16 protein-coding genes are annotated in these 20,717 nt (G+C 70.0%); 7 read left to right on the top strand and 9 right to left on the bottom strand.

Annotated elements, in window-relative coordinates; translation table 11 throughout:
• Window positions 1-33: 33 nt before the first annotated feature.
• Window positions 34-585, bottom strand: a complete 552-nt coding sequence (locus IPL40_03160) for a phosphatidylglycerophosphatase A (GenBank protein MBK8480167.1) — start codon at window positions 583-585, stop codon at window positions 34-36.
• Between the two features lie 274 nt (window positions 586-859).
• Here IPL40_03160 and IPL40_03165 point away from each other — a divergent pair, with 274 nt between their 5' ends.
• Complete coding sequence (locus IPL40_03165; GenBank protein ID MBK8480168.1) at window positions 860-1,711, top strand: 2-oxo acid dehydrogenase subunit E2; 852 nt, start codon at window positions 860-862, stop codon at window positions 1,709-1,711.
• Between the two features lie 93 nt (window positions 1,712-1,804).
• Window positions 1,805-2,233 (top strand): DNA lyase, encoded by a 429-nt coding sequence (locus tag IPL40_03170; protein ID MBK8480169.1) that lies wholly within the window; start codon window positions 1,805-1,807, stop codon window positions 2,231-2,233.
• A 101-nt stretch (window positions 2,234-2,334) separates the two neighbouring features.
• Here the strand turns inward: IPL40_03170 and IPL40_03175 are convergent, their stop codons facing one another.
• From IPL40_03175 to IPL40_03200, 6 genes are all read right to left on the bottom strand, one after another.
• Entirely contained in the window at window positions 2,335-2,925 is a 591-nt protein-coding gene (locus tag IPL40_03175; GenBank protein ID MBK8480170.1) for a helix-turn-helix domain-containing protein, read from the bottom strand.
• Between the two features lie 363 nt (window positions 2,926-3,288).
• Window positions 3,289-4,887 (bottom strand): PilZ domain-containing protein, encoded by a 1,599-nt coding sequence (locus tag IPL40_03180; GenBank protein MBK8480171.1) that lies wholly within the window; start codon window positions 4,885-4,887, stop codon window positions 3,289-3,291.
• A gap of 14 nt (window positions 4,888-4,901) precedes the next feature.
• Window positions 4,902-5,471 carry a response regulator gene (locus tag IPL40_03185; GenBank protein MBK8480172.1) on the bottom strand — a complete coding sequence of 190 codons (570 nt, stop codon included), beginning with the start codon at window positions 5,469-5,471 and terminating at the stop codon, window positions 4,902-4,904.
• A gap of 267 nt (window positions 5,472-5,738) precedes the next feature.
• Window positions 5,739-6,986, bottom strand: coding sequence for a hypothetical protein (locus IPL40_03190; protein ID MBK8480173.1), 1,248 nt, complete (start codon window positions 6,984-6,986; stop codon window positions 5,739-5,741).
• A 27-nt stretch (window positions 6,987-7,013) separates the two neighbouring features.
• Window positions 7,014-8,411 carry a sigma-54-dependent Fis family transcriptional regulator gene (locus IPL40_03195; protein MBK8480174.1) on the bottom strand — a complete coding sequence of 466 codons (1,398 nt, stop codon included), beginning with the start codon at window positions 8,409-8,411 and terminating at the stop codon, window positions 7,014-7,016.
• Window positions 8,408-9,862 (bottom strand): HAMP domain-containing protein, encoded by a 1,455-nt coding sequence (locus IPL40_03200; GenBank protein MBK8480175.1) that lies wholly within the window; start codon window positions 9,860-9,862, stop codon window positions 8,408-8,410. Before IPL40_03200 ends, IPL40_03195 begins: the two co-directional genes overlap by 4 nt.
• Window positions 9,863-10,163: 301 nt before the next feature.
• Between IPL40_03200 and IPL40_03205 the strand changes: the two genes are divergently transcribed.
• From IPL40_03205 to IPL40_03225, 5 genes are all read left to right on the top strand, one after another.
• Entirely contained in the window at window positions 10,164-10,550 is a 387-nt protein-coding gene (locus IPL40_03205; GenBank protein MBK8480176.1) for a cupredoxin domain-containing protein, read from the top strand.
• 39 nt (window positions 10,551-10,589) lie between these two features.
• On the top strand, window positions 10,590-11,960 hold the full coding sequence (locus tag IPL40_03210) for a TolC family protein (protein MBK8480177.1): 1,371 nt from the start codon (window positions 10,590-10,592) through the stop codon (window positions 11,958-11,960).
• Window positions 11,957-13,420 (top strand): efflux RND transporter periplasmic adaptor subunit, encoded by a 1,464-nt coding sequence (locus tag IPL40_03215; GenBank protein MBK8480178.1) that lies wholly within the window; start codon window positions 11,957-11,959, stop codon window positions 13,418-13,420. Before IPL40_03210 ends, IPL40_03215 begins: the two co-directional genes overlap by 4 nt.
• Window positions 13,417-16,761 carry an efflux RND transporter permease subunit gene (locus IPL40_03220; GenBank protein MBK8480179.1) on the top strand — a complete coding sequence of 1,115 codons (3,345 nt, stop codon included), beginning with the start codon at window positions 13,417-13,419 and terminating at the stop codon, window positions 16,759-16,761. The genes IPL40_03215 and IPL40_03220 overlap by 4 nt, the downstream gene beginning before the upstream one ends.
• A gap of 63 nt (window positions 16,762-16,824) precedes the next feature.
• Window positions 16,825-18,018 carry a hypothetical protein gene (locus IPL40_03225; GenBank protein MBK8480180.1) on the top strand — a complete coding sequence of 398 codons (1,194 nt, stop codon included), beginning with the start codon at window positions 16,825-16,827 and terminating at the stop codon, window positions 18,016-18,018.
• 15 nt (window positions 18,019-18,033) lie between these two features.
• Here IPL40_03225 and IPL40_03230 read toward each other — a convergent pair whose 3' ends face one another.
• Together IPL40_03230 and IPL40_03235 are read right to left on the bottom strand one after the other, a co-directional pair.
• Window positions 18,034-20,319 carry a VCBS repeat-containing protein gene (locus IPL40_03230; GenBank protein MBK8480181.1) on the bottom strand — a complete coding sequence of 762 codons (2,286 nt, stop codon included), beginning with the start codon at window positions 20,317-20,319 and terminating at the stop codon, window positions 18,034-18,036.
• The gene (locus tag IPL40_03235; protein MBK8480182.1) at window positions 20,316-20,639 is read right to left on the bottom strand and encodes a hypothetical protein; all 324 of its coding nucleotides are present in this window, start codon (window positions 20,637-20,639) and stop codon (window positions 20,316-20,318) included. The genes IPL40_03230 and IPL40_03235 overlap by 4 nt, the downstream gene beginning before the upstream one ends.
• Window positions 20,640-20,717 lie beyond the last annotated feature (78 nt).

A 20,717-nucleotide genomic window follows, 5' to 3' on the forward strand; every position in this document is an offset into this window, starting at 1 on the left:
CCGACGCGGTCTTGGGGGCCGCCCTGCGATCGCTCAGCCTCGCCAGGGCGCCAGCCCGAGCCGGGCCAAGATCGCCAGCAGGGCGGCCCCGAGCAGGCCGGCCGCGAGATCGTCGAGCATCACCCCGAAGCCACCGGGTACGCGGCGGTCGAGCCAGCGAATCGGTGGCGGCTTGAGAATGTCGAGCAGGCGAAAGACGACGAAGCCGGCCAGCAGGGGCCCCCAGCGAGCGCGGTCGACGAGGGCGACCGTCAGCAAATAGCCGGCGACCTCGTCGATCACGATGCGTCCGCTGTCGTGAGTGCCCCAAGCGCGGTCGGCCACGCTCGCCGCCCAGGTCCCGACGACCGTGATCAGGAGCACGACCGCGAGGTAGGCGCCGAGCGTCAGGCCTGCGAGCCCGAAGGCGAGGGCGACGGCCAGCGCCGTGCCCCAGGTGCCCGGCGCCCAGGGCAGATAGCCCAGGCCAAGGCCGGTGGCGATCAGGCGCGCCAGGCACGAGACCCAGTTCGAGACCCAGCGCGAAATGCAGCTCCAAAGGCAGTTCGAAATGCAGTTGGAAAGGCGGGAGCTACGCGTCGTCATCGCTGATCCACTCCGAGGATTCGGCGCGCCCGTGGCCGCGTCTGCCGGCCGCGGGTTTCAGGTCCAGTGCTACCCGCGGCAGCGCGCCAGCCTACAACACCCAGGGCGCGACGGTAGCGGTCGAAGCTCGGCCAGCGGCAGCTTCGCCGCCGGGGCGCTCTGGCCTCCAGCGCGGTGCCCAGGGCAGGGGCGCGCGCGGCCCACTCCAGGCAGCGGGCGTGACCGGCTGGGTGATCGTGCGGCGCTCGCCAGCCGGGTCGGTTATCATCGCGCGATGCGCCTACCGCCTACCCGCGCGGCTACAACGAGGGACGCCTGCCGTCGTCTGGCCTTCCCCCCCGAGCGGCGCCTGGTGCTCGATAGCCTGCGGCTGGGTCGCCATAAGCCGATGATGCATGGGCTGTTGGAGCTCGACGTCACGCAGGCGCGCGCGCTCTTGGCGGCGCATCGCGAGCGCAGCGGCGAAGCGCTCTCGTTCACAGCGTTCGTCCTCGCCTGTCTCGGCCGAGCGGTGGTCACGCACCCGGAGGTCCATGCGCTTCGTGACGCCCTCGGCAGGGTGGTGATCTTCGAGGAGGCCGACGCGACCGCGATCGTCGAGATCGAGGTCGACGGGCGGCCCTTTCCCTTGGCCCACGTGCTGCGCGGGATCAACCGGCGCAGCGTCCGCGAGCTTCATGACGAGCTGCGGGCGGTAAAGGCCGCCGGCCTGCGGCTCGTCTCAGCGCGCCGGCGCCTCGGGCTGCGGCTCGCCCTGAGCGTGCCGGGCTGCTTGCGCAGGTTGGTCTATCGCGCCTTGCTCAGCTTCCCACGGCTGGCCAAGCGCTACACGGGAACGATGCTGGTGACGGCGGTCGGTCGGTTCAGTGGGGGCGCTGGCTGGGGCTTCAGCGCGCCAGGTCTCCACAACCTCTCGGTGGTCATCGGAGGCATTGCGTCGCGGCCCACCGCCACCAGCGGTGAGCCGGGGCCGCGCGCGGTGCTCTGCCTGACGGTGAGCGCCAACCACGAGCTGGTGGATGGCGCGCCCCTGGCGCGCTTCACGCGTGACTTCGCCCGTCGCCTCGAGGGCGCCGAGGGCCTGACCGAGGCCATCCAAGGAGACGGGCATGCCGAGCGAGGCTAGCGGGCGCTCGGGCGCGCAGGCGCTCGGGCTCGCTCAGGTCGGCCTGGCGCCGGCGCGCGAGCGTTGGCGCGCTCGCGCCGACCGGTAGGCCCGATGCGGCTCTGGTCGATCCATCCACGCTATTTGGATTCGCGCGGGCTCGTCGCCCTCTGGCGCGAGGGCCTGCTCGCGCGCGCCGTGCTCAGGGGCCTGACGCGCGGCTACCGACATCATCCGCAGCTCGAGCGCTTTCGCGCCCAACCCGATCCACTCGCCGCGATCGACTGCTACCTCGCGCGCGTGCTCGACGAGTCCCGCGCGCGCGGCTACGCCTTCGATGCCTCGAAGCTCTGCTACCAGCGCTGCCACCACGCCGCCCTGCCGCTGACCAACGGGCAGCTCGAGTACGAGTGGCAGCACCTGCTCGCCAAGCTCAAGACCCGTGATCCCCTCCGGTGGCAGCGCCAACGCCCGCTGCAGCCGAGCCAGCATCCATGCTTCCAGCTCGCGCCCGGCCCGGTCGCCGTCTGGGAGCGACGGTGAGCATAGTCGGGCGCGCCTGCGTGGCGGCCGCGGCTACGACGCTCGCACATGCGTGGCAATCCAGAGGCTATGAATGGCGCGCCGCGACACGACCATCGGCTTCAGCTCCGGGTGCGCGGGTCGTAGCTGGACGCGATTCCCTGGACGAGGGTAGTAGAGGCGAACGATCGGGCCCGTCTTCGCCACCTCGACGACGACGACGTCGCCCTCCTTGGCCTGGCCGCGATGCGCCGCGACCATGTCACCAACCTTGATGCCCTCGCTGGTGAGACCATCATCTGCGACGACGAAGATCTGATAGGCTGCGGGGCCCACCGCGCTCGGGTCCTCTTGCGCCGCCGTCGGGGCGATCCTCCGCCAGGCCCGCCTAATCCGGGTCTTCCGCGCGACGACGTTGCGGCGAGGCGGCCGACCATCAGCAGCAGCAGGCGTTCGACCTGAGTGCGATCCACGGGCGACGCTGCGCGATAGAGCGTGAGGATCTCCTCTTCGGCCTCGGTCAGGGCCGACGCGCCGTTCGCGGCGTCGGCCGCGCTGGTCGTCTCGTCGCCCATGAACCCACAGAGCGGGACATCCAGCGCGAAGGCGAGCTTGGTCAGCGCCGACACGCTGGGGTCGGTCTTTCCGGCCTCGATGCGGGAGAGCTGCGAGTGAACGATCCCCGCGCTACGCGCGAGCTCACGCTGACTCACTCCGAGCGACTGCCTGAGCTCACGGACCCGTCGCCCCAGACCCCGAGGCGTCAGGGGTGGTGCTGTTGGGTGTGGCATCCGCAACTCTTTCGGAGGGCGAAGAGGAGCGCGCATTTGTCATGCGCCGCGCGGCAGCAACCGATGCACCTCTCGCGTGGCGCCCGATCAACCTCTTCGCCGGCCGTCCAGAATAGCCCCGCGCGCTCGCAGTGTCGAGCACGCGCAGAATACGCGGCCCGGGCCGTCGCCGCCGGCTCTCCTAGCATCGATCGTGGCCCGGGCAAGCGGATGCAAGGGGAGGCGAGTCGGCCTGCGCTCGGCCCCTGGGGCCTGGCGTTCGCCCTGCCGACGACCTGGGCATGATCACATTTGCACGAGGCGTCGGATCAGCTCGCGGTGCTGCTTAGCGCCGCGGCCGCTGCCGTTCGCCGCGAATTGAATTCCGTATTGCGGAGTGCTCGCGTAGACGACCGTGCCGTCGAGGCCGACGGGCTCCGTCGCACCGGGAGCGGTAAAGCGAAGGTTGACGTTCGACCCGAGTGCGAGGTCCGCGGCAGCCACCAGCCGCGTCCCGCCGATGCTCAGGTCGCGAAGCGCTCCCTCTGCCGGTTCCCTCATCTCGAGCGCGCTCCATTGCACCGCGATGTCCACCGGCAACCTCACGTGTCGTCGTCGCGCCACCGCTAGGGCCTGGCTCCTGGCGAGGCGCAGCAGGAAGTCCCGTTTCGCTGCCTCCGTGTCGTCGAAGGCCACCAGACCACCCGCTCGAAGCGAGCGCTTCGTGCCGAGGGCGCGCCGTGCTACGATCTGACCTCGCACGAGGACGGGGTTGGGCAGCTCGCGGAAGTAGACGTCGGCGAGAATCGGCGTGCCGACCGCACAAGTCGCCAGCGTGGCGCAATGCACGCCCCCATGCTCCAGCGTCGCCTCATAGAGTTCGAGGAAGTGCTTTCCATTCCTCGGGCGCACCTTAACGATTTCCATCTCAGCCTCCAAGCGCTGAACGATCGCCGACAGGAGTCCGGGCACCGACTCTCGCCAAAGCGCCGGGTGGAGGGTGCGGCCGAAGCCGTTTCGCAGGCGGGGGGCAAAGTGCAAGCCGAGTCTGCCGCAGACGAGGCCTACGACGAGCGCTAGCGCCAGGGTGAACACGGTCGGCGGGCGCGACGGGCGGGTGGGCACCACAGCGGCGGTGACCACCCGGGCGCCTTGAGGGGTCCGCCGCGCGGCGCGCTCCTCGCCGCGCAAGGCCCCTACGACGCGCCAGCGACGCTGCGCATCCCCGAGCGCGCGCGCCAGCGCTTCGCGCTCCGAGACCCCACCCGCGGGGCGCTCGGGGCTCGGGCGCTGGGAGGCCTGCAGGGCCGCCCGGGCCTGCGCAACGGCGGCATGGGCCTGAGCGAAGCGCCGGTCGAGGAAGCGTGCCGCGCTCCGCTGAGTGGCGCGCGCCTGCTCGCGGCTGAGGCCGACGTAGGCGCTGGCGATGGCCCTCGCGATTCGGGCCGCCATGCCGGGCGTCGCATGCTCGACGGCGACCTCGACGCGCCCGGCGGTCTGGACGTCCGGGCGGCAGTCGATCCGCTCGGCCAGGGGCGCTGCTGCGCCGGCGACGCGATCAACGCCTGTTCGCCGTCGTGCCCATGGCTCTGACCAGCCGTCGCCCGGCTGGCCCTGGCGCAGCGCGCGAGCCGCGCGGCGCAGGACGGGCGCGCTGCAGGCAAGATAGGCCTGGGTGCTGACGTAGGTACTGGGGCGCGCGCCCTCCGGTCGATGGGGGCCTGAGCGCTCGGCGGACGCGCCCTGCGAACCCACGGACACGGTCGTCGAGGCGCGGTAGACCCGCGGCTGCAGCGCGGTCCAGGCGAGCGCAAGGCCCATCGCGCCGACGACGGCAGCCATGAGGAAGCGCCCGTGGCGGCGGGCGATCGAGAGCTCGGCGCGCAGCGTCGAGGTCAGTTCCATCGCTATTCCCATCGCTATTCCATCTCGTACCGGGCGAGCTCGGCCTCGATCTCGTCCACCAGGGTATCGAGATTGATCGCGTCGGAGCTGACGCAGATCGATCCCTTGGACGTGCGGTGGACCGCAGTGATGCCGGGATGCTCGACCTCGAGGGCGCGGAGCGCCTGCGACTGCCGCCGACTGACCTGGAGCAGGCGCCGGCTCTTGACGGCCAGGTTGCGAACGGTCAGGGCCTCTCGGATGGCCGCCGTGAACTCCGCCGTTGGGCAGGGCTTGGTCAGGTAGCGGAAGATGCGCCCGTCGTTGATTCCGCAGAGGGCGGACTCCAGGGTCGGATTGCCGGTCAGGAGGATGCGGACCGTTTCGGGCGAGGTCTGGCAGACCTCGGCCAGGAACTCCGATCCCGACATCTGGGGCATCCGCTCGTCGGAGACCACGACGTCGACCTGGTGCCGCTTGAGCAGCATCAGCGCTTGAGGGGCCGACGAGGACATCAGCACCCGATAGGACTCCCGAGCGAGGGCACGCCGTAGGACGTTGAGCATGCCGACTTCGTCGTCGACAAGGAGGATCGTGGGCGTCATAGTGCGCAACCCCCGAGTGTGGTAGCAGTGTCCGGACGAAGCAGAGCGCCTGCGCTTTGGCGAGCAGCGCCGTTGCACGTATGCACCACTGTGCCATAGGTGTTGCGTGTGAGCAACGATCGGCGCGGCGATCGGCGCGCCGATCGTTGCGCCGGTCAGCGATCACCGCTACGGCTCCAGGCGATGCTCCAGGCGATGGGGCGTTCCGGCTGCAGGCGGTGTGGCGAAGGGGCGTCGTCGCTGAGCGCAGGGTCTGCGCGGGCGCCCTCAACGTGCGGCGGTGAGCGCGTCGAGGGTGCCCAAGAACTCCGCCCAGGCGGGCTTCGCCGCGCCGCTCGCGAAGCTGAGCAGGCCCAACGAGGCGAGGGTCTCCTCGACCTTCGCGCCGAGCGCGGGAAAGCCTTCGGCCGCGTAGGCGTCACCGAAGGTCTTCGCCAGCGCGGGCGACCAGTCGACGAGCTGGAAGGCGAAGGCCGCGCGCAGGCTCGGCGCTGTCCGGAGGACCGTGCCCAGCTCGGCGAGAAAGCTGGCCTGGGCCGCGCCCGAGCTGCCAAGCACCGAGGGCGCGCGTCCAGCGGGGCAGCCGACCTCTTGGAGGACGAGGGGACGTCCGGCGGCGAGGGTCGTCATCGCCTTGACGTCGCTGGCGACGCTCCCAGGGGCGCGCAGCCGGTAGGCCTTGTCGAGGCAGTAGTAGTTGAAGGCGGCGAAGTCTCCGGCTGCGACGAGCGGGGCGAGGGCTGCGGCGTGACCGTCGTCGAGCGACCCCTGACGCAGGGTCATCGCCACCGCGACCTCGGGAAGGGCGTCACGAATCCGCGTGCGCGCCTTGGCGAGGAAGCCGAGGAGCGAGGCGGCCCAGGACCTGCCCGCCGCTGAGGTGGGGCTGGTGTCGTCGTAGAAGGTGTCCGGCTCATTGCCCACGCTGAGCGCGAAGACGCGATGCGTGGCGAGCAGCGGAAGGACCCTGTCGAGCAGCGCCGCGAAGCGGTCGACGATCAGCGGATCGTCGAAGGCGCGGCCGGCCGCCAGCGTGTACTGCGCTCCGGCCAGGTCGCTCGGTATCGAGAACCCGTCGCTGTCGACCGTTTCGATCAGCAGGTGCACGGCCTGCCCCTGGGCCGTGGCGGCCGCCAACGCTCGCTCGAGGACGGAGGTGTCGATCGTCGTCGCCGAGGGCTCGAGCTCGGCCCACGAGACATGCACCCGCGAGACCTGCATGCCGTGGGCGCGAGCCTCGGCAAGTCGCGCGTCGACGGCCGAGGCGGTGGCCGTGGGCAGGCTCTCGTAGGTCGGAAAGACGCCGAGATGGTTGCCCGGCGGCAGCCGCGGCAGCGCGTTAGCGAGCGCGCTGCCGTCGGCACCGGCGACCGCGTCCGGCCCGGTCGCCCGATCGGCGGCGCCGGCATCGCGCAGCCCCGCAGCGTCGCCTCGCGCTGGGGACGCCGATTCGAGCGACGAACAGCTCAGCGTGGAGGTGCCGGCGAGGAGCAGCAGCAGGCAAGAAAAGCGCATTGAAGCAGTCTCCTTCGAGGATCGCCCTCAGCCCAGGCCCTTGAAGTCCTCCGACCGTACACCATAGCGCTTGAGCAGGCGGTGGAGGCTTTCTCGCTCGACGCCGGCCCGCTCGGCGGCGCGCGTGACATTACCCTCGAACGCCCGCATCAACGCCGTCAAGTAGTCGCGAGAGACGCGCGCGCGCGCCGCGTCGAGCGCCTCGCGATAGGGCAGCGTGGCGAGGAGCTCGGCCGGCAGCGGACCCTCGTTCGCGCTGACCAGCTCAGGCGGCAAGTCACGCGCCTCGACGAGCGGGCCGGTTGCGACGGCCACCGCGCGCTCGAGGGCGTTCTCCAGCTCGCGCACGTTGCCGGGCCAGTCGTAGCCGGTGAGCGCGCGGAGGGCCTCTGGTGTCAGCCCGCTGAGCGCGCGGCGAACGGCGCGGGCATGCTTTCGCAGGAAGTGCGCCGCGAGCAGGGGAAGATCCTCGCGGCGCTCGCGCAGCGCGGGCATGCGCAGGGGGAAGACGTGCAGGCGGTAGAAGAGATCCTCGCGAAAGCGCCCGGCCTGCGCCTCGGCCTTGAGGTCGCGATGCGTGGCGGCGATCACGCGGACATCGATCTTGACCGCAGTGTTGTCGCCGACGCGGCGGATCTCGCGCTCCTGCAGCGCCCGGTTGAGCTTGACCTGCACGGGCAGCGGCAGCTCGCCGATCTCGTCGAGGAAGAGGGTCCCGCCGCGGGCCTCCTCGAAGAGACCGGTCTTGGCTCCGCTGGCGCCGGTGAAGGCGCCGCGGGCATGCCCAAAGAGCTCGCTCTCGACCAGCTCGGTGGGCAGCGCCCCACAGTTCACCGGGACGAAGGCGCGATCCTTACGCGCGCTCTGGTAGTGGATGGCCCTCGCCGCCAGCTCCTTGCCCGTGCCGGTCTCGCCGGTGAGCAACACTGTGATATCGAGCGCGGCCGCCTGCTCGAGCAGGCGATAGACGTCCTGCATCACGCGGCTCTTACCGACGAGGCTGTGGAAGGCATGGACTCCCTGCAGCGCCTTGCGCAGGCTCGCGGCCTGCTCCTTCAGCCGCTTGCGCTCGAGGGCGCGCGCGACGACGAAGGCGGCTGCGTCCGGATCGAAGGGCTTCTGCAGGTAGTCATAGGCGCCTTGCTTCATCGCCTCGACGGCGTCCTGCACCGAGGCGTAGGCGGTCATCATCACCACCTCGGTGGCGGGCGAGCGCGCCTTGCTGGCCTTGAGCACCGCGAAGCCGTCCGCTCCGGGCATCCTGAGGTCGGTGACGACGACATCGAAGTCCTGCACGAGGAGCAGCGCCAGCGCGCGACCGCCATCGGCGGCGGTGGTCAGGTCGTGCTCTTCGCCAAGGATCTTGGAGAAGAGCTTGAGCAGGTTCTCCTTGTCGTCGACGACCAGGATGCGGCCGCGGCTCATGCGGCACCTCCCTCTGGATGGCGGGGCACGCGCAGGCGGAAGCAGGTGCCCGCCGGGCCTGCGGGGTCGAGCGTGATCTCACCCCCATGGGCATGCGCGATCGCCTGGGAGACGGCCAGCCCGAGTCCCGTGCCCCGGGGCTTGGTCGTGAAGAAGGGCTGAAAGAGGCGCGCGCGCGCGGCGGCGTCGACGCCGCTCCCGGAGTCGACCACCAGGAGCTCCACCTGGTCGGCGCGCTCAGTGATCGAGAGCGCCACCTGGCCCGTCGGCCCCGCGGCCTCGATCGCGTTCTTGATCAGGTTGACCATCACCTGACGCAGCTTGGTGGCGTCGCCGCTCGCCCGGCCGTGGCCGTGGATCGCGACGCGCGCTGAGCCCGAGGGCTCCGACTCCGCCAGTCGCGTGGCGACGTCGTCGCAGAGCTCGCGCAGGTCGACGGCCTGCGGGCTGGGCGTCAGCGGTCGCGAGAGATCGAGGAGCCCGACGACGATCTCCTTGCAGCGCAGCGTCTCCTCCTCGATCACGCCGAGATCGTCGGCGAGGCTCCCCGCCGCCTGCTTCCTCAGCACCCGCGTGTAGCCGAGGATCACGCCCAGCGGATTGTTGATCTCGTGCGCGACCCCCGCGGCCAGCGCGCCGATGCCGGCGAGCCGCTCACTCTGGACCAGGCGCTTCTGATGCTCGCGGAGCGCGGTCGTCATCGCGTTGAACTGGTGCGCGAGCGCGCCAAACTCGTCCTCGGCGTCGATGTCGATGCGCGTCTCGAGGTCGCCGGAGGCCAGCCGCTCCGCGCCCTGCTGCAGCCGGGCGATCGGACGCGCCACGGAGCGCCCGATTGCCAGCCCGACCCAGGCGGCGACGAGCGGCGCCACGAGCAGGAAGAGCAGCGCCCAGCCAAAGGCCCGCCGCTCGACCACGCCGACGAAGGTCTGTAGCTCGGCGATCGACTGCTCGAAGCGACGGGTCAGGCGCTCGGTCCGCTCTTGAATGCGAGCCACGAGCCGCAGCACCGCGTGATGCTCCTGCTGGACGCGCGCCTCGTCGCCACCGACGACGTTGGGCAGGATCTGGTCGCGGAAGACGCTGTCGAGCTGGCCGGTGGCTTGATCGATCGCGTTGACCCAAGCTTGCTCGTCCGCCTGCTCGAGATGGCGGCGCATCTCCCGCGAGAGGCTCAGCACGCGGGCCCTGGCCTCGGCGTAGAGCGCGGCATGGCTCGCGTTGCCGATGATGATCGTGTGCGCGACGTGAGCGTATTGGTCGCGGACCGCGCTGGCGAGGTCGAGGGCCACGCGCATCCCTTCGACTCTGGCGCGGGTTCGCTCGAGGTCGCGGTGAATGCGCGTGATGCCGAGCAAGGCGAAGGACGAGGCCAGCGCGTAGAGCGCGATGAAGGCCGAGAACGCCAGGAAGAGCCGGCGGCCCGTGCCTGACCAGGTTCTGGGCCGCATCGGACCTCCAGCGCGTCGCTCGCGCGCGCCCAGTATCCCCCGCGACGCCGCTTGGCGGCGGCGGCGGGCTGTGGCGTAGCCGCCAAGGTTACAGTGTACCCGTCGCCGTCGTCGAGGCCTTGCAACCCAACGCTCAGCCTGGGTCAGGCCAAGGGCGTAAGCAAGCGCAATGAGGAGAGAAGAGGCGAGCCAGCGAGGATGGCGCGCCTGTTGCTTTGTGGCTTCCCCTGCCGGGTCTCGACCCGGCGCTGGTCTTCAATGAACGAATCCAAAGAAGGAAGAAGGAAGGGAGGCGAGGGTCATGCGCAGACCAAGGTGGTGCGTGGTGGTTGTGGTGCTGGCCATGGGCTACGCGGGGCTAAACGCGAGGGAGGGCGAAGCCAAGGCGCGGCCCGGTGAGGGCGCGGCGAGGAAAGGCCGTCAGCCTCAGGTCGTCGCGCTGACGGTCACCTCCGAGGGCTTCGTGCCGGCGCAGGTCAAGGCGAGCGCGGGTCGCCCGCTCGAGCTGGTGGTGACGCGGACGGTCGAGCGCACCTGCGCCAGCGACCTCGTGATCAAGGACTACGGCATCAATCGACCGCTACCGCTCAACCAGGCGGTGAGGGTCAGCTTTACGCCGACCAAGCCGGGCCGGATCCGATACGCCTGCGCGATGGACATGATCGCGGGGGTGATCGTTGTCGAGTAGGCGGCCTGGCCGCGCCGCCGGAGCCGAGAGGAGTCGCTGATGGCGCCGAAGACCGTCGCCGAGCACGCGCGCCCGTGGCTGCGCTCGCTCCTGCTGGCGCTGCCCTGGCTCCTCGGGGGCGCCGCCTGGGCGGGCGGGCCGGTCGTCTCCCCAGCGGGCGTCGCCCTCGAGGACGACCCGCTCCTGGCGGGCCTCATGCGCGAGGCGCTCGAGCGGCGTCCGGAGCTCGCCGAGCTGCGAGCGACGATTCGCGCGGAGGGCGAGCGTGTCCCGCAGAGTCGCGCGCTTCCCGACCCAGCGCTGGCGCTTGGCCTGCAGAACGACGGCTTTCGCAGCCTCCGCCTCGGGGAAGCACCGACCAGCTTTGTCAGCATCGCGGCCTCGCAGACCTTCCCCTGGTACGGCAAGCGCCGGCTCCGCGGGGAGGTGATCCTGCTCGGCACGCGCCAGGCAGAAGCTGAGCTGGGGCGCCTCCAGCTCTCGATCCGGGCCGAGGTCGCGCGCGCCTACGTCGACCTGCTGCTGGTGCGCGATCAGCTCGCTTTGCTCACCAAGGTCGAGGCGCTCTGGACCCAAGCCGCGGGGCTGGCTCGCGCCCTCTACGAGGTCGGCACGGCGGCGCAGACCGATCTGCTGCGGGCTCAGCTCGAGCGCAGCCGGTTGAGGCAGCGGCGCTGGGCGCTCGTGGCCGAGGACGCGCGCCGCGTCGTGGTCTTGAACCGCCTCCGCGGCCGCGCCCTGGGCGACGCCATCGGCACCGAGCGCTCGCTGGCCACCATCTCGGACCCGGTGCTGCAGGCGGACCGGAGCGCGTTCGAGGCGGCCGAGGACCGCAGCCCGGAGCTGCTGCGCTCGCGCTTGGCGCTGGCGAAGGCGGCCAAGCAGGTCGTCCTCGCGCAGAAGGACTGGCTCCCTGATCTGACCGTGAGCGCCGGCGTGATGCCGCGCGGAGGGAGCCTCGACCCGATGTGGCAGGTGGGCGTGGCCGTGCCGATTCCGCTCTGGGGGAGCAGCAAACAGCGGCGCGCGGTCGACGAGCAGCGAAGCAGAGAGGTGGCGGCCCGGCACAGTGACGACGCGACACGGCAGCTGCTGCGCCAGCGCGTCGCCGAACGCAATCGCTTGCTCGCGGCGCTGCTCGCGACCAACCGCCTCTACCGCTCCGGCCTGCTGGTCCTCTCGGAGACCACGGTGTCGAGCACGTTGGTGCAGTACCAGGTCGGCCGCGTCAGCTTCGCTGCGGTGCTCGAGGCGCTCGATGGCTATCTGAGCGACGTCAACAGCTTCTACGAGTCGCTCGCCGCCACCCAGCGCGTGGCGATCGCGCAGCGCGAGGTCAGTCTGGACGCCCCGGCCACCCTGGCCGCGAGCGGCATGCGGGGGCCGATAGCGCAGGGAGGGCAGCCATGAGCGCGCAGCGCGCGAGTCAGCGGGAGGGGGAGCCGCGGCGCGCTCGCGGCGCGGCGGCGAGGGCGGCGGCCGCGTCGCTGCTGCTGGCGCTTGGCGCGTCGCTCGGCGCTGTGACGGTCTGGCTGGCCATGCGCGAGCGTCCGAGCGCAAGGCCTGCAGCCGTCGCCGCCAAGAAGAATCCGCTCTTTCAATGCCCGATGCACCCCGCGATCACCGCCGACCATCCGAGCGACTGCCCGATCTGCGGCATGAAGCTGGTCGAGGTGAAGCCCGCCGTCTCGTCCGGAAGGGCGACGGCGCCACCCGCCGAGCGGAAGATCCGCTTCTACCGCTCGCCGATGGATCCGCGGCAAACCTCGCCGACGCCGCGCAAGGACGCGATGGGGATGGACTATCTCCCGGTCTACAGTGAGGAGGCGCCGGGAGCGGGGGTCGCGCCGGTCGCGGGCCTGGCGGGGGTGACGATCGACGCCGCGCGGCAGCAGCTGATCGGTCTGCGCACCGCGCCCGTCACCCGCGGCGCCGTGGCCGCGAGCTGGCGCACCGTCGGCCGCATCGAGCGCGATCCGACGCGCGTGCGCATGACCAACATCAAGGTCGAGGGCTACATCGAGCGCCTCTACGTCGACTTCGTCGGCCGCCCCGTGCGCAAGCACGAGCCGCTCTTTTCGCTCTACAGTCCCTCGCTGCTGGCGGCCGAGCACGAGTATCTCCTGGCTCTCCAGGCCAAGGAGGCGCTCAGCGCGGACGTTGCGCTGCGGCGGGACGGCGACACGTTGGTTGCTTCGGCGCGGCGCAAGCTCGAGCTCTGGGACGTGCCGCGCAGCGAGCTCGCGCGCCTCGAGCGGACGCGCGAGCCCTCGCAGACGCTGGTCTTCCTCTCGCCGATCGCCGGTGTCGTCACGGCGAAGAACGTCGTCGAGGGGGCGCGCGTGAATCCGGGCGACACACCCTACGAGATCACCGATCTCAGCGTCGTCTGGGTGATGGCCGACGCCTACGAGCTGGACTTGCCGCGCGTCAAGGTGGGCATGCCGGCGTCGCTCACGCTGCAGGCCTATCCCGAGCAGCGCTTCAAGGGGAGGGTCGCCTTCGTCGATCCCCTGCTCGACCCGCAGACGCGGACCGCCAAGGTCCACCTGCACTTCCCGACGCCGCAGCGACGGCTCAGGCCGGGAGGCTTCGGCGAGGTCGTGCTCGAGGGGTCGGCGCGCGAGGGCCTGCGGATCGCGCTCGATTCCGTCCTGCGCTCGGGCACGCGCGATGTGGTCTTCGTGGCGTTGGGCGACGGAAGGTTCGCGCCCCGGGAGGTGCAGCTCGGCGCGACGAGCGGCGCTCAGGTCGAGGTCGTGGCTGGTCTCGTGGAAGGCCAGCAGGTCGTGACGCGGGCCAACTTCCTCGTCGACTCCGAGTCGCAACTCCGCTCGGCCCTGGCCGCGCTCGGCGGAGCCGGACCGTGATCAAGCACCTGATCCGCTTCTCGGCGGAGAATAAGTACCTCGTCGTCGCGGGCACCCTCGTCGCGCTGGTCATCGCCTACTGGACGATGAACAACATTCCGCTCGACGCCTTGCCCGACCTCTCCGACACGCAGGTCATCGTCTACTCGCGCTGGGATCGCAGCCCCGACGTCCTCGAGGACCAGGTCACCTATCCGATCATCGCGTCGCTGCTCGGCGCGCCCAAGGTCAAGGCCATCCGCGGCTTCTCCGACTTCGGCTTCAGCTACGTCTATGTGATCTTCGAGGACGGCACGGACATCTACTGGGCTCGCACGCGCGTCCTCGAGTACCTGTCGAAGATCACCGCCCAGCTGCCAGCGGGGGTGAAGACCGAGCTCGGTCCGGACGCCACCAGCCTGGGCTGGGTCTTTCAGTACGCCCTGGTCGATCGCTCGGGCAAGAACGCCAGCGATGAGCTGCGCAGCTACCAGGATTGGTTCCTGCGCTATGCGGTGCAGAGCGTGCCGGGGGTGGCGGAGGTGGCGACGGTCGGTGGTCAGGTGCGGCAGTACCAGATCACCGTCAATCCCTCGAGCCTCGCGGCCTACAAGCTTCCGCTCGATCGGGTGATCGCGGCCGTACGCCAGGGAAACAATGACGTCGGCGGCCGTCTCGTCGAGCTCGCCGGACGCGAGTACATGGTGCGCGGGCGCGGCTACGTCAAGTCGATCGCCGATCTCGAGCAGTTGGTCCTCAAGACGGAGAATGGCACGCCGATCACCGTCAAGGACGTCGCCCGCGTCGCGCTCGGGCCGGAGCTGCGGCGGGGCATCGCCGACTATAACGGCGAGGGTGATGTGGTCGGCGGCATCGTCGTCATGCGCCAGGGCGAGAACGCGCTCAAGGTGATCGAGCGGGTCAAGGCGAAGCTCGATCAGCTCAAGCCCTCGCTGCCGGAGGGCGTCGAGCTGGTCACCACCTACGACCGCTCCGAGCTGATCGAGCGGACGATCCACACGGTCAAGAGCAAGCTGATCGAGGAGATGATCGTCGTCTCGCTGATCATCCTGCTCTTTCTCTGGCACATTCCGTCGGCGACGGTGCCGATCCTGACGATCCCGATCAGCGTGGCGCTGGCCTTCATCCCGCTGTACCTGATGGGCCTCAACGCGAACCTGATGTCGCTCGCCGGCATCGCGATCTCGATCGGTGTCCTCGTCGATGGGGCGATCGTCGAGGTCGAGAACGCCTATAACAAGATCTACCACTGGGAGGCGGGGGGGCGGAAAGGGGACTTCCACCAGGTGCGGCTCGCGGCGCTGCTGGAGGTCGGGCCCTCGGTCTTCTTCTCGCTGCTGGTGATCGCGGTGGCCTTCCTGCCGGTCTTCACGCTCGTTGACCAGGAGGGTCGGCTCTTCCGGCCGCTCGCCTATTCCAAGAACCTGGCGATGGCGATCGCCGCGCTGCTCGCGGTGACCCTCGACCCGGCGATGCGGATGCTCTTCGCGCGCTGCGACCCCTTCCGCTTCAGACCGCGGCCGCTGGCCTGGATCGCCACGCAGCTCTTCGTCGGCAAGTACTACTCCGAGGAGCGGCATCCGATCAGCATGCTGCTGCATCGGATCTACGAGCGACCCTGTCGCTTCGTCGTGCGGCACGCCAAGACCACGGTGGTCGCGAGCCTGCTCGTTGTCGTCGCCACCCTCCCGGTCTACTGGAAGCTGGGGTCCGAGTTCATGCCGCCGCTGCGCGAAGGATCGCTGCTCTACATGCCTTCTGCGGTGGCACCGGGGATGTCGGTGGCCGCGGCGCAGGCGGCGCTGCAGGTGCAGGATAAGCTGCTCGTGGCCTTCCCCGAGGTCGAGCGCGTCTTCGGCAAGGCGGGGCGCGCCAGCACCCCGACCGATCCCGCGCCCTTTTCGATGATGGAGACCACGATCCTGCTGAGGCCGGAGGCGCAGTGGCGCGAGCGCCCGCGCTGGTACTCGAGCTGGGCGCCCGAGTGGTTGAAGGGCGCGCTGCGGGCCTTCTGGCGCGATCGCATCAGCGAGGACGCCTTGATCGCCGAGATGAACGACGCGCTGCAGCTGCCGGGGATCAGCAACGCCTGGACGATGCCGATCAAGGGGCGGCTGGACATGCTCTCGACGGGCATCCGCACCCCCGTCGGCCTCAAGGTCAGCGGCGCTGATCTCAAGGTGGTGCAGAAGGTCGCGCTCGAGGTCGAGGCGGCGCTGCAGCAGGTGCCAGGGACGCGCAGCGTCTTCGCCGAGCGCGTCGCCGGTGGCTACTTCCTCGACTTCGTGCTCAAGCGCGAGCAGCTCGCGCGCTACAACCTCTCGGTCGACGCGGCCAACATGATGGTGATGACCGCGGTCGGTGGCGACAACCAGACCACGACCGTCGAGGGCCGGGAGCGCTATGGCGTCAACGTGCGCTACGCCAGAGCCTTTCGCGAGGACCTGCAGGCGCTCGAGCGCGTGTTGCTCCCCTTGCCCGATGGTCAGGGGCAGATCCCGATGCGCGCGATCGCCGACCTCCGGCTGGTCGAGGGTCCGTCGATGATCCGCGACGAGAACGGGCTGCTCAGCGGCTACGTCTACGTCGACTTCGACACCTCGAAGGTCGATGTCGGGCACTACGTGACCGAGGCGAAGCAGGCCGTGGCCGCCGCGGTGGCGCTGCCGACCGGCTACGCCCTGGCCTGGAGCGGTCAATACGAGAACATGATGCGCGTCAAGGAGCGCCTGCGGCTGATCCTGCCGCTGACGCTCGTGCTGATCTTCGCGCTGCTCTATATGAACACGAGGTCGAGCTTCAAGTCGGCGTTGGTGATGCTCGCCGTGCCCTTCTCGGCGGTGGGTGCGATCTGGCTGCTCTACGCGCTGGACTACAATGTCTCGATCGCGGTCTGGGTCGGGATGATCGCGCTGATGGGGCTGGACGCCGAGACCGGCGTCTTCATGCTGCTCTTCTTGGACCTCTCCCACGATGAGGCGCGGGCCCGCGGAGAGCTCAGGACCACGGGGGATCTGGTCGAAGCGATCATCCACGGGGCCGTCAAGCGCGTGCGCCCGAAGGCGATGACCGTGACGGCGGCCTTTATCGGCCTGCTGCCGATCATGTGGTCCACCGGGACGGGGGCCGACCTGATGAAGCGCGTGGCCGCCCCAATGGTCGGTGGGCTGGTGACCTCGTTCTTGATGGAGCTCCTGGTCTATCCGGCGATTTACTATCTCTGGCGGCGCAAGGAGGTCATCGAGGGGCCGCCGACCGCGGGGACGCCCGGCACGGGCGCAGCCGGCGATCGGTCGCTGGCGCCGAGCGCTGCCGCGGGGGCGGAGGCAGTGCCGGCCTAGGGCGCCCCCTCGGCGGGCCGCTGGCCCCAGGGCCAGGCCGTGGCCTCATGTTAGGATGCCGCGATGCTTCAGCGCTCCAGACCGGTCATGGCTGCATGCGCTGCGCTCTTCGTGCTCGCCTGCGGGCAGGGCGGGTCGCCGCTCCCCGATGGCGGCGGGGCGCCGGTCGTCGTCGACGGGAGCGTGACGAGCGCGCCGCGGCGCTATGCGCAGGTCGCGGTCGGCCAGGGCCACGGCTGTGCGATCGACGCCGATGGCGGCCTATGGTGCTTTGGCAGCAATGACTTCGGCCAGCTCGGTCTCGGCGACACGGTTGCACGGGCGCTGCCGACGCGCGTCGGCGACGCCTCCTGGTCTAGCGTCTCCTGTGGGCGATTTCATAGCTGCGCGATCCGATCCGACCGGTCCTTGTGGTGCTGGGGCGGGTCTGCCCTGGGCCAGGTGGGCGGCGGAGCACGAGAGGCCGCGCTCACGCCTGCGCCGCTGGGTTTCGAGGCGTCGACGGTCGAGGCCGGCGATTGGCATAGCTGCGCGATCGCCAGCGACGCGAGGCTGTGGTGTTGGGGCTTCAATGCCTTCGGACGGCTTGGCGATGGCTCTGAGGACGACGCGCTGCGTCCGGTGGCGATCGACGGTGGCCAGGCCTACCGCGCGATCAGCGCGGGTGGCTCCCATACCTGCGGCATCCGCGAGGACGGCACGCTTTGGTGCTGGGGCCTCAATGCGCAGGGCCAGCTCGGGCATGCCAGCGCCGAGACGTGTTCCATGGGCCGGAGCGACGCGCCTTGCTCGTTGCGCCCCGGCGTGACCTCGGCTGTCGGCGACTGGTTGAGCGTGGCGGCGGGTGCTGGGCATAGCTGCGGTCTGCGCGCCGGCCGGCGCGCAGCCTGCTGGGGCGATGGCGTCGACGGGCAGCTCGGTCTGGGCGCCCAGGTCACGCGGGCCTCGACGCCAGGCGAGTTGGGCGACGATTGGGCGGCGGTCGTCGCCGGTGGGTTTCATAGCTGCGGTCTGCGCCAGGATGGGACGCTCTGGTGTTGGGGTCGGCACGCGAGCGGGCAGCTCGGCGTGGGTGGCCTGGCGAGCGAGGCCTTCGCGCCGCTGCAGACCGGCTCCGAGAGCGCGTGGGAGGCGGTGGCCGCGGGAGCGTCGGGGTCCTGCGGCCTGCGCCAGGGAGGTGCGCTGTGGTGCTGGGGGCAGCTCGGCGCGTTCAGCGCGACCCTGCCAACCTACCGCAGCGAGGCCACCGATCGCTAGCGAGTCAACGGGCTGCTAAGGATTGCAGCCACCGCCCTCGAGGCCCTGTGGGTTCTTGGCAAAGCTGCCGCCGGAGCAGGGCTTGGCGCTCGTGTAGGCGCTTTGGAAGTGCTGATGCGCGCTGGCGTAGTTGCCCGCGTTGTAGGCAGTGAGGCCGGCGCTGAACTCCGTCTCGGCGGTGACCAGGGCGCTCGGATCGAGCGCGGTGAACCAGACGGTAACGTTGTCGAGGAAGAGGCGCGTGTTGTTCATCAGCGCGAAGGCGAGCTGCTGGCGCAAGCTGGTCGTGTTGGTCGCGGTGACGGCGCCGAGATCGCCGTCGGCGCTGCGGCAGGCGGGATAAACGCTGTCGAAGACGAGGTCGGGATACCAGACCAGACAGGTGCGGAGGTTGGCGATCGCGTTGTCCAGCCTGTTGTCTGCCGGGAACTGCCGCTCCAGCGCGATCGTCTGGTCGCGCACGCTGTTAATCCGGCACTCCCAGAAGAGGAAGGTCTCGGCGATCGGTGGCGGGCAGTCATTGACGACCGTATGAGGTCCGTTGTTGTCGAGGTAATTGCGCAGGGCGAGGGCCCCGTTGTCGGCGCGCTCGATCGCTGTCCGGTAGCTGCCCGCATCGAAGGCGGACTGCGACGAGGCGAGGGCTGCCAGCGCGGTGGTGATCGGCGCGATCGAGGAGCCGAGCACCGCGCCGGTGCGGTCGATGTACTGCTTGAACATCATCAGGCCGGTATAGGCCGTGCGCTCGATCAGCAGCGAGGGATTGCCGCTCCCTGCCAGCAGGTGAATCAGGGCCTGGCGCAGTCGGTCGATCGAGAGCTGGGGATTGCCGCGCAGGTACTCACGGTAGGCCAGATCCATGTCGTCGCGCGCGCTGCTGTAGTCCTTATCCTTCGTCGTGGCGAACGCATCGATGATCGCATGCTGGACGACGATGCAGGCGATCGCCGGATCGTTGCCGAGCGCGGCCTGGGCGTTGGAGCCCAGCGATCCCTTGTGGCTCGGCGATCCGCCGTAGGCGGTCCAGGACGCGCCCAGATAGGGCAGGTTGATCGCGAGCAGCTGCGGCGGAAACCAGGTACCCGTCACCATCTCGAGCCGGCCGTCGCCGTCGATGTCGCCCATCACGGGTGCCGGAAAGATCGCGCTATTCGCGTTGTCGTAGCGATCGAGCTCGGAGAAGGTCCCGCTCAGCACGACGACCTTGGAGAGCGTCGAGGCGACCACCTCGTAGGTCCCATTGCCGTCGATGTCGAGGAAGGCCGGAGTGCCCCAGCTCGCCGAGCCGAAGTCGAGTGAGCGAACGATCGACCCGTTGCTGCCCGCGAGCTGGTAGAGCTTGCCCTCCAGCGTCTGGGCGATGACGTTGGGCTTGCCGTCGCCCGTCACGTCCGCCGCAGAGGGACTGCTGAAGGAGAAGTCGACGCCGGCGATCGGCCTGCGCCAGAGCTGAGCGCCCGTGCTGCTGAAGGCCAGGATGGCGGCGCTCGTGCTTCCGCTCATCGAGGCGACGACCTCGAGCCGACCGTCGCCGTCGAGGTCGACGAGCACGGGTCCACTGTTGACGAAGTAGTTGCCGTAGGTGGAGTAGAGGTCCGGCACGCTCCACTGCTCGGTGCCGTTCTCGGCGTTGATGACGAAGATCCCGCCTTGGATCGCGCCACCGACCACCACCTCGAGCCTGCCGTCCTTGTCGATATCGGCGACGGCCGCGTGCCCGAGGATGCTGTCGCCGTGGGCGGCGTAGAGGTTATAGCTCCAGAGGGAGGCGCCGCTCGGTCCCTTCGATGCGTGAACGAGGCCGCCCCAGGTCGGCACGGCCAGGTCGGCAAAGCCATCGCCGTTGAGGTCGGCGACGGTCGGCCCGCCGTTGGTCATGGCCGGGAAGTAATAAGGACCGACCGAGAAGATCAGCTGCTTGTCCTTGTTGTAGACGTAGCAGTAGGCCTCCGGGCTGACCTCACAGAAGGCGATGTCCTTGAGGCCATCGCCGTCGAAATCGCCAAAGGCCGGGAAGCCGGCCAGCTCGCTGCCGGTCTTCAGCTCCCAGCGCAGCGAGCCGTCATGATTGAGCAGCACCAGCGACCCCTCGCCGGAGGTCGACTGCTCGACGGTGTAGGTTCCCCCGCGCAGGATGAAGGCGATCTCCATGCGACCGTCGCCATCGACGTCGCCGAGCGCCACCCCGTCGGGGCTGCCCGCGGCCGCTGTGGTCCAGCCCTCTGTGAGCACGGCGCCGCCAGCGAGCCGCGGGGGCGCGAGGAGCGCAAGGCCGACGAGCAGACCGAGCGCGCCTCTCATGGCGCCACCTGTCGACGGAGGGCCTCGCCGGTCAGCAGTCCCAAGGGCGGCGCAGGCTGGCCTGCAGGACCACGGGGCGGCTTCTTCAGCCGCGGATCATCAACGCAGACGATCTGGCGCGGCGTCAACGCCACGCAGACGGTTGGATCCGGACATTGGTCCTGGGTGATGCATGCCCCTGCGGGCAACTGCGACGCGCGCTCGATCCGCGCCACCCTCGCCGGGGCGCCTGGCCGATCGGAGCCGTCGCAGGCCGCCACGGCCAGGCAGGCGATCACGACGCACACGAGCACGACGCAGACGAGCCGCGCGGCCTTCAAGGAGGACCTCCGTTTATAAAGCAGATTACGAAGTCTAGCCGATACAAAACGCACAGGCCACGAAAAACTCGAGTTGAG

This window comes from Pseudomonadota bacterium, assembly GCA_016711215.1.
In the GTDB taxonomy this organism is placed as follows: Bacteria; Myxococcota_A; Polyangia.

Excerpts from the sequence above, each read along its gene's own strand:
- IPL40_03160 (MBK8480167.1), bottom strand. The coding sequence starts at position 585 with ATGACGACGCGTAGCTCCCGCCTTTCCAACTGCATTTCGAACTGCCTT.
- IPL40_03165 (MBK8480168.1), top strand. The coding sequence starts at position 860 with ATGCGCCTACCGCCTACCCGCGCGGCTACAACGAGGGACGCCTGCCGT.
- IPL40_03170 (MBK8480169.1), top strand. The coding sequence starts at position 1,805 with ATGCGGCTCTGGTCGATCCATCCACGCTATTTGGATTCGCGCGGGCTC.
- IPL40_03180 (MBK8480171.1), bottom strand. The coding sequence starts at position 4,887 with ATGGAACTGACCTCGACGCTGCGCGCCGAGCTCTCGATCGCCCGCCGC.
- IPL40_03185 (MBK8480172.1), bottom strand. The coding sequence starts at position 5,471 with ATGACGCCCACGATCCTCCTTGTCGACGACGAAGTCGGCATGCTCAAC.
- IPL40_03190 (MBK8480173.1), bottom strand. The coding sequence starts at position 6,986 with ATGCGCTTTTCTTGCCTGCTGCTGCTCCTCGCCGGCACCTCCACGCTG.
- IPL40_03195 (MBK8480174.1), bottom strand. The coding sequence starts at position 8,411 with ATGAGCCGCGGCCGCATCCTGGTCGTCGACGACAAGGAGAACCTGCTC.
- IPL40_03200 (MBK8480175.1), bottom strand. The coding sequence starts at position 9,862 with ATGCGGCCCAGAACCTGGTCAGGCACGGGCCGCCGGCTCTTCCTGGCG.
- IPL40_03205 (MBK8480176.1), top strand. The coding sequence starts at position 10,164 with ATGCGCAGACCAAGGTGGTGCGTGGTGGTTGTGGTGCTGGCCATGGGC.
- IPL40_03210 (MBK8480177.1), top strand. The coding sequence starts at position 10,590 with ATGGCGCCGAAGACCGTCGCCGAGCACGCGCGCCCGTGGCTGCGCTCG.
- IPL40_03215 (MBK8480178.1), top strand. The coding sequence starts at position 11,957 with ATGAGCGCGCAGCGCGCGAGTCAGCGGGAGGGGGAGCCGCGGCGCGCT.
- IPL40_03225 (MBK8480180.1), top strand. The coding sequence starts at position 16,825 with ATGCTTCAGCGCTCCAGACCGGTCATGGCTGCATGCGCTGCGCTCTTC.
- IPL40_03230 (MBK8480181.1), bottom strand. The coding sequence starts at position 20,319 with ATGAGAGGCGCGCTCGGTCTGCTCGTCGGCCTTGCGCTCCTCGCGCCC.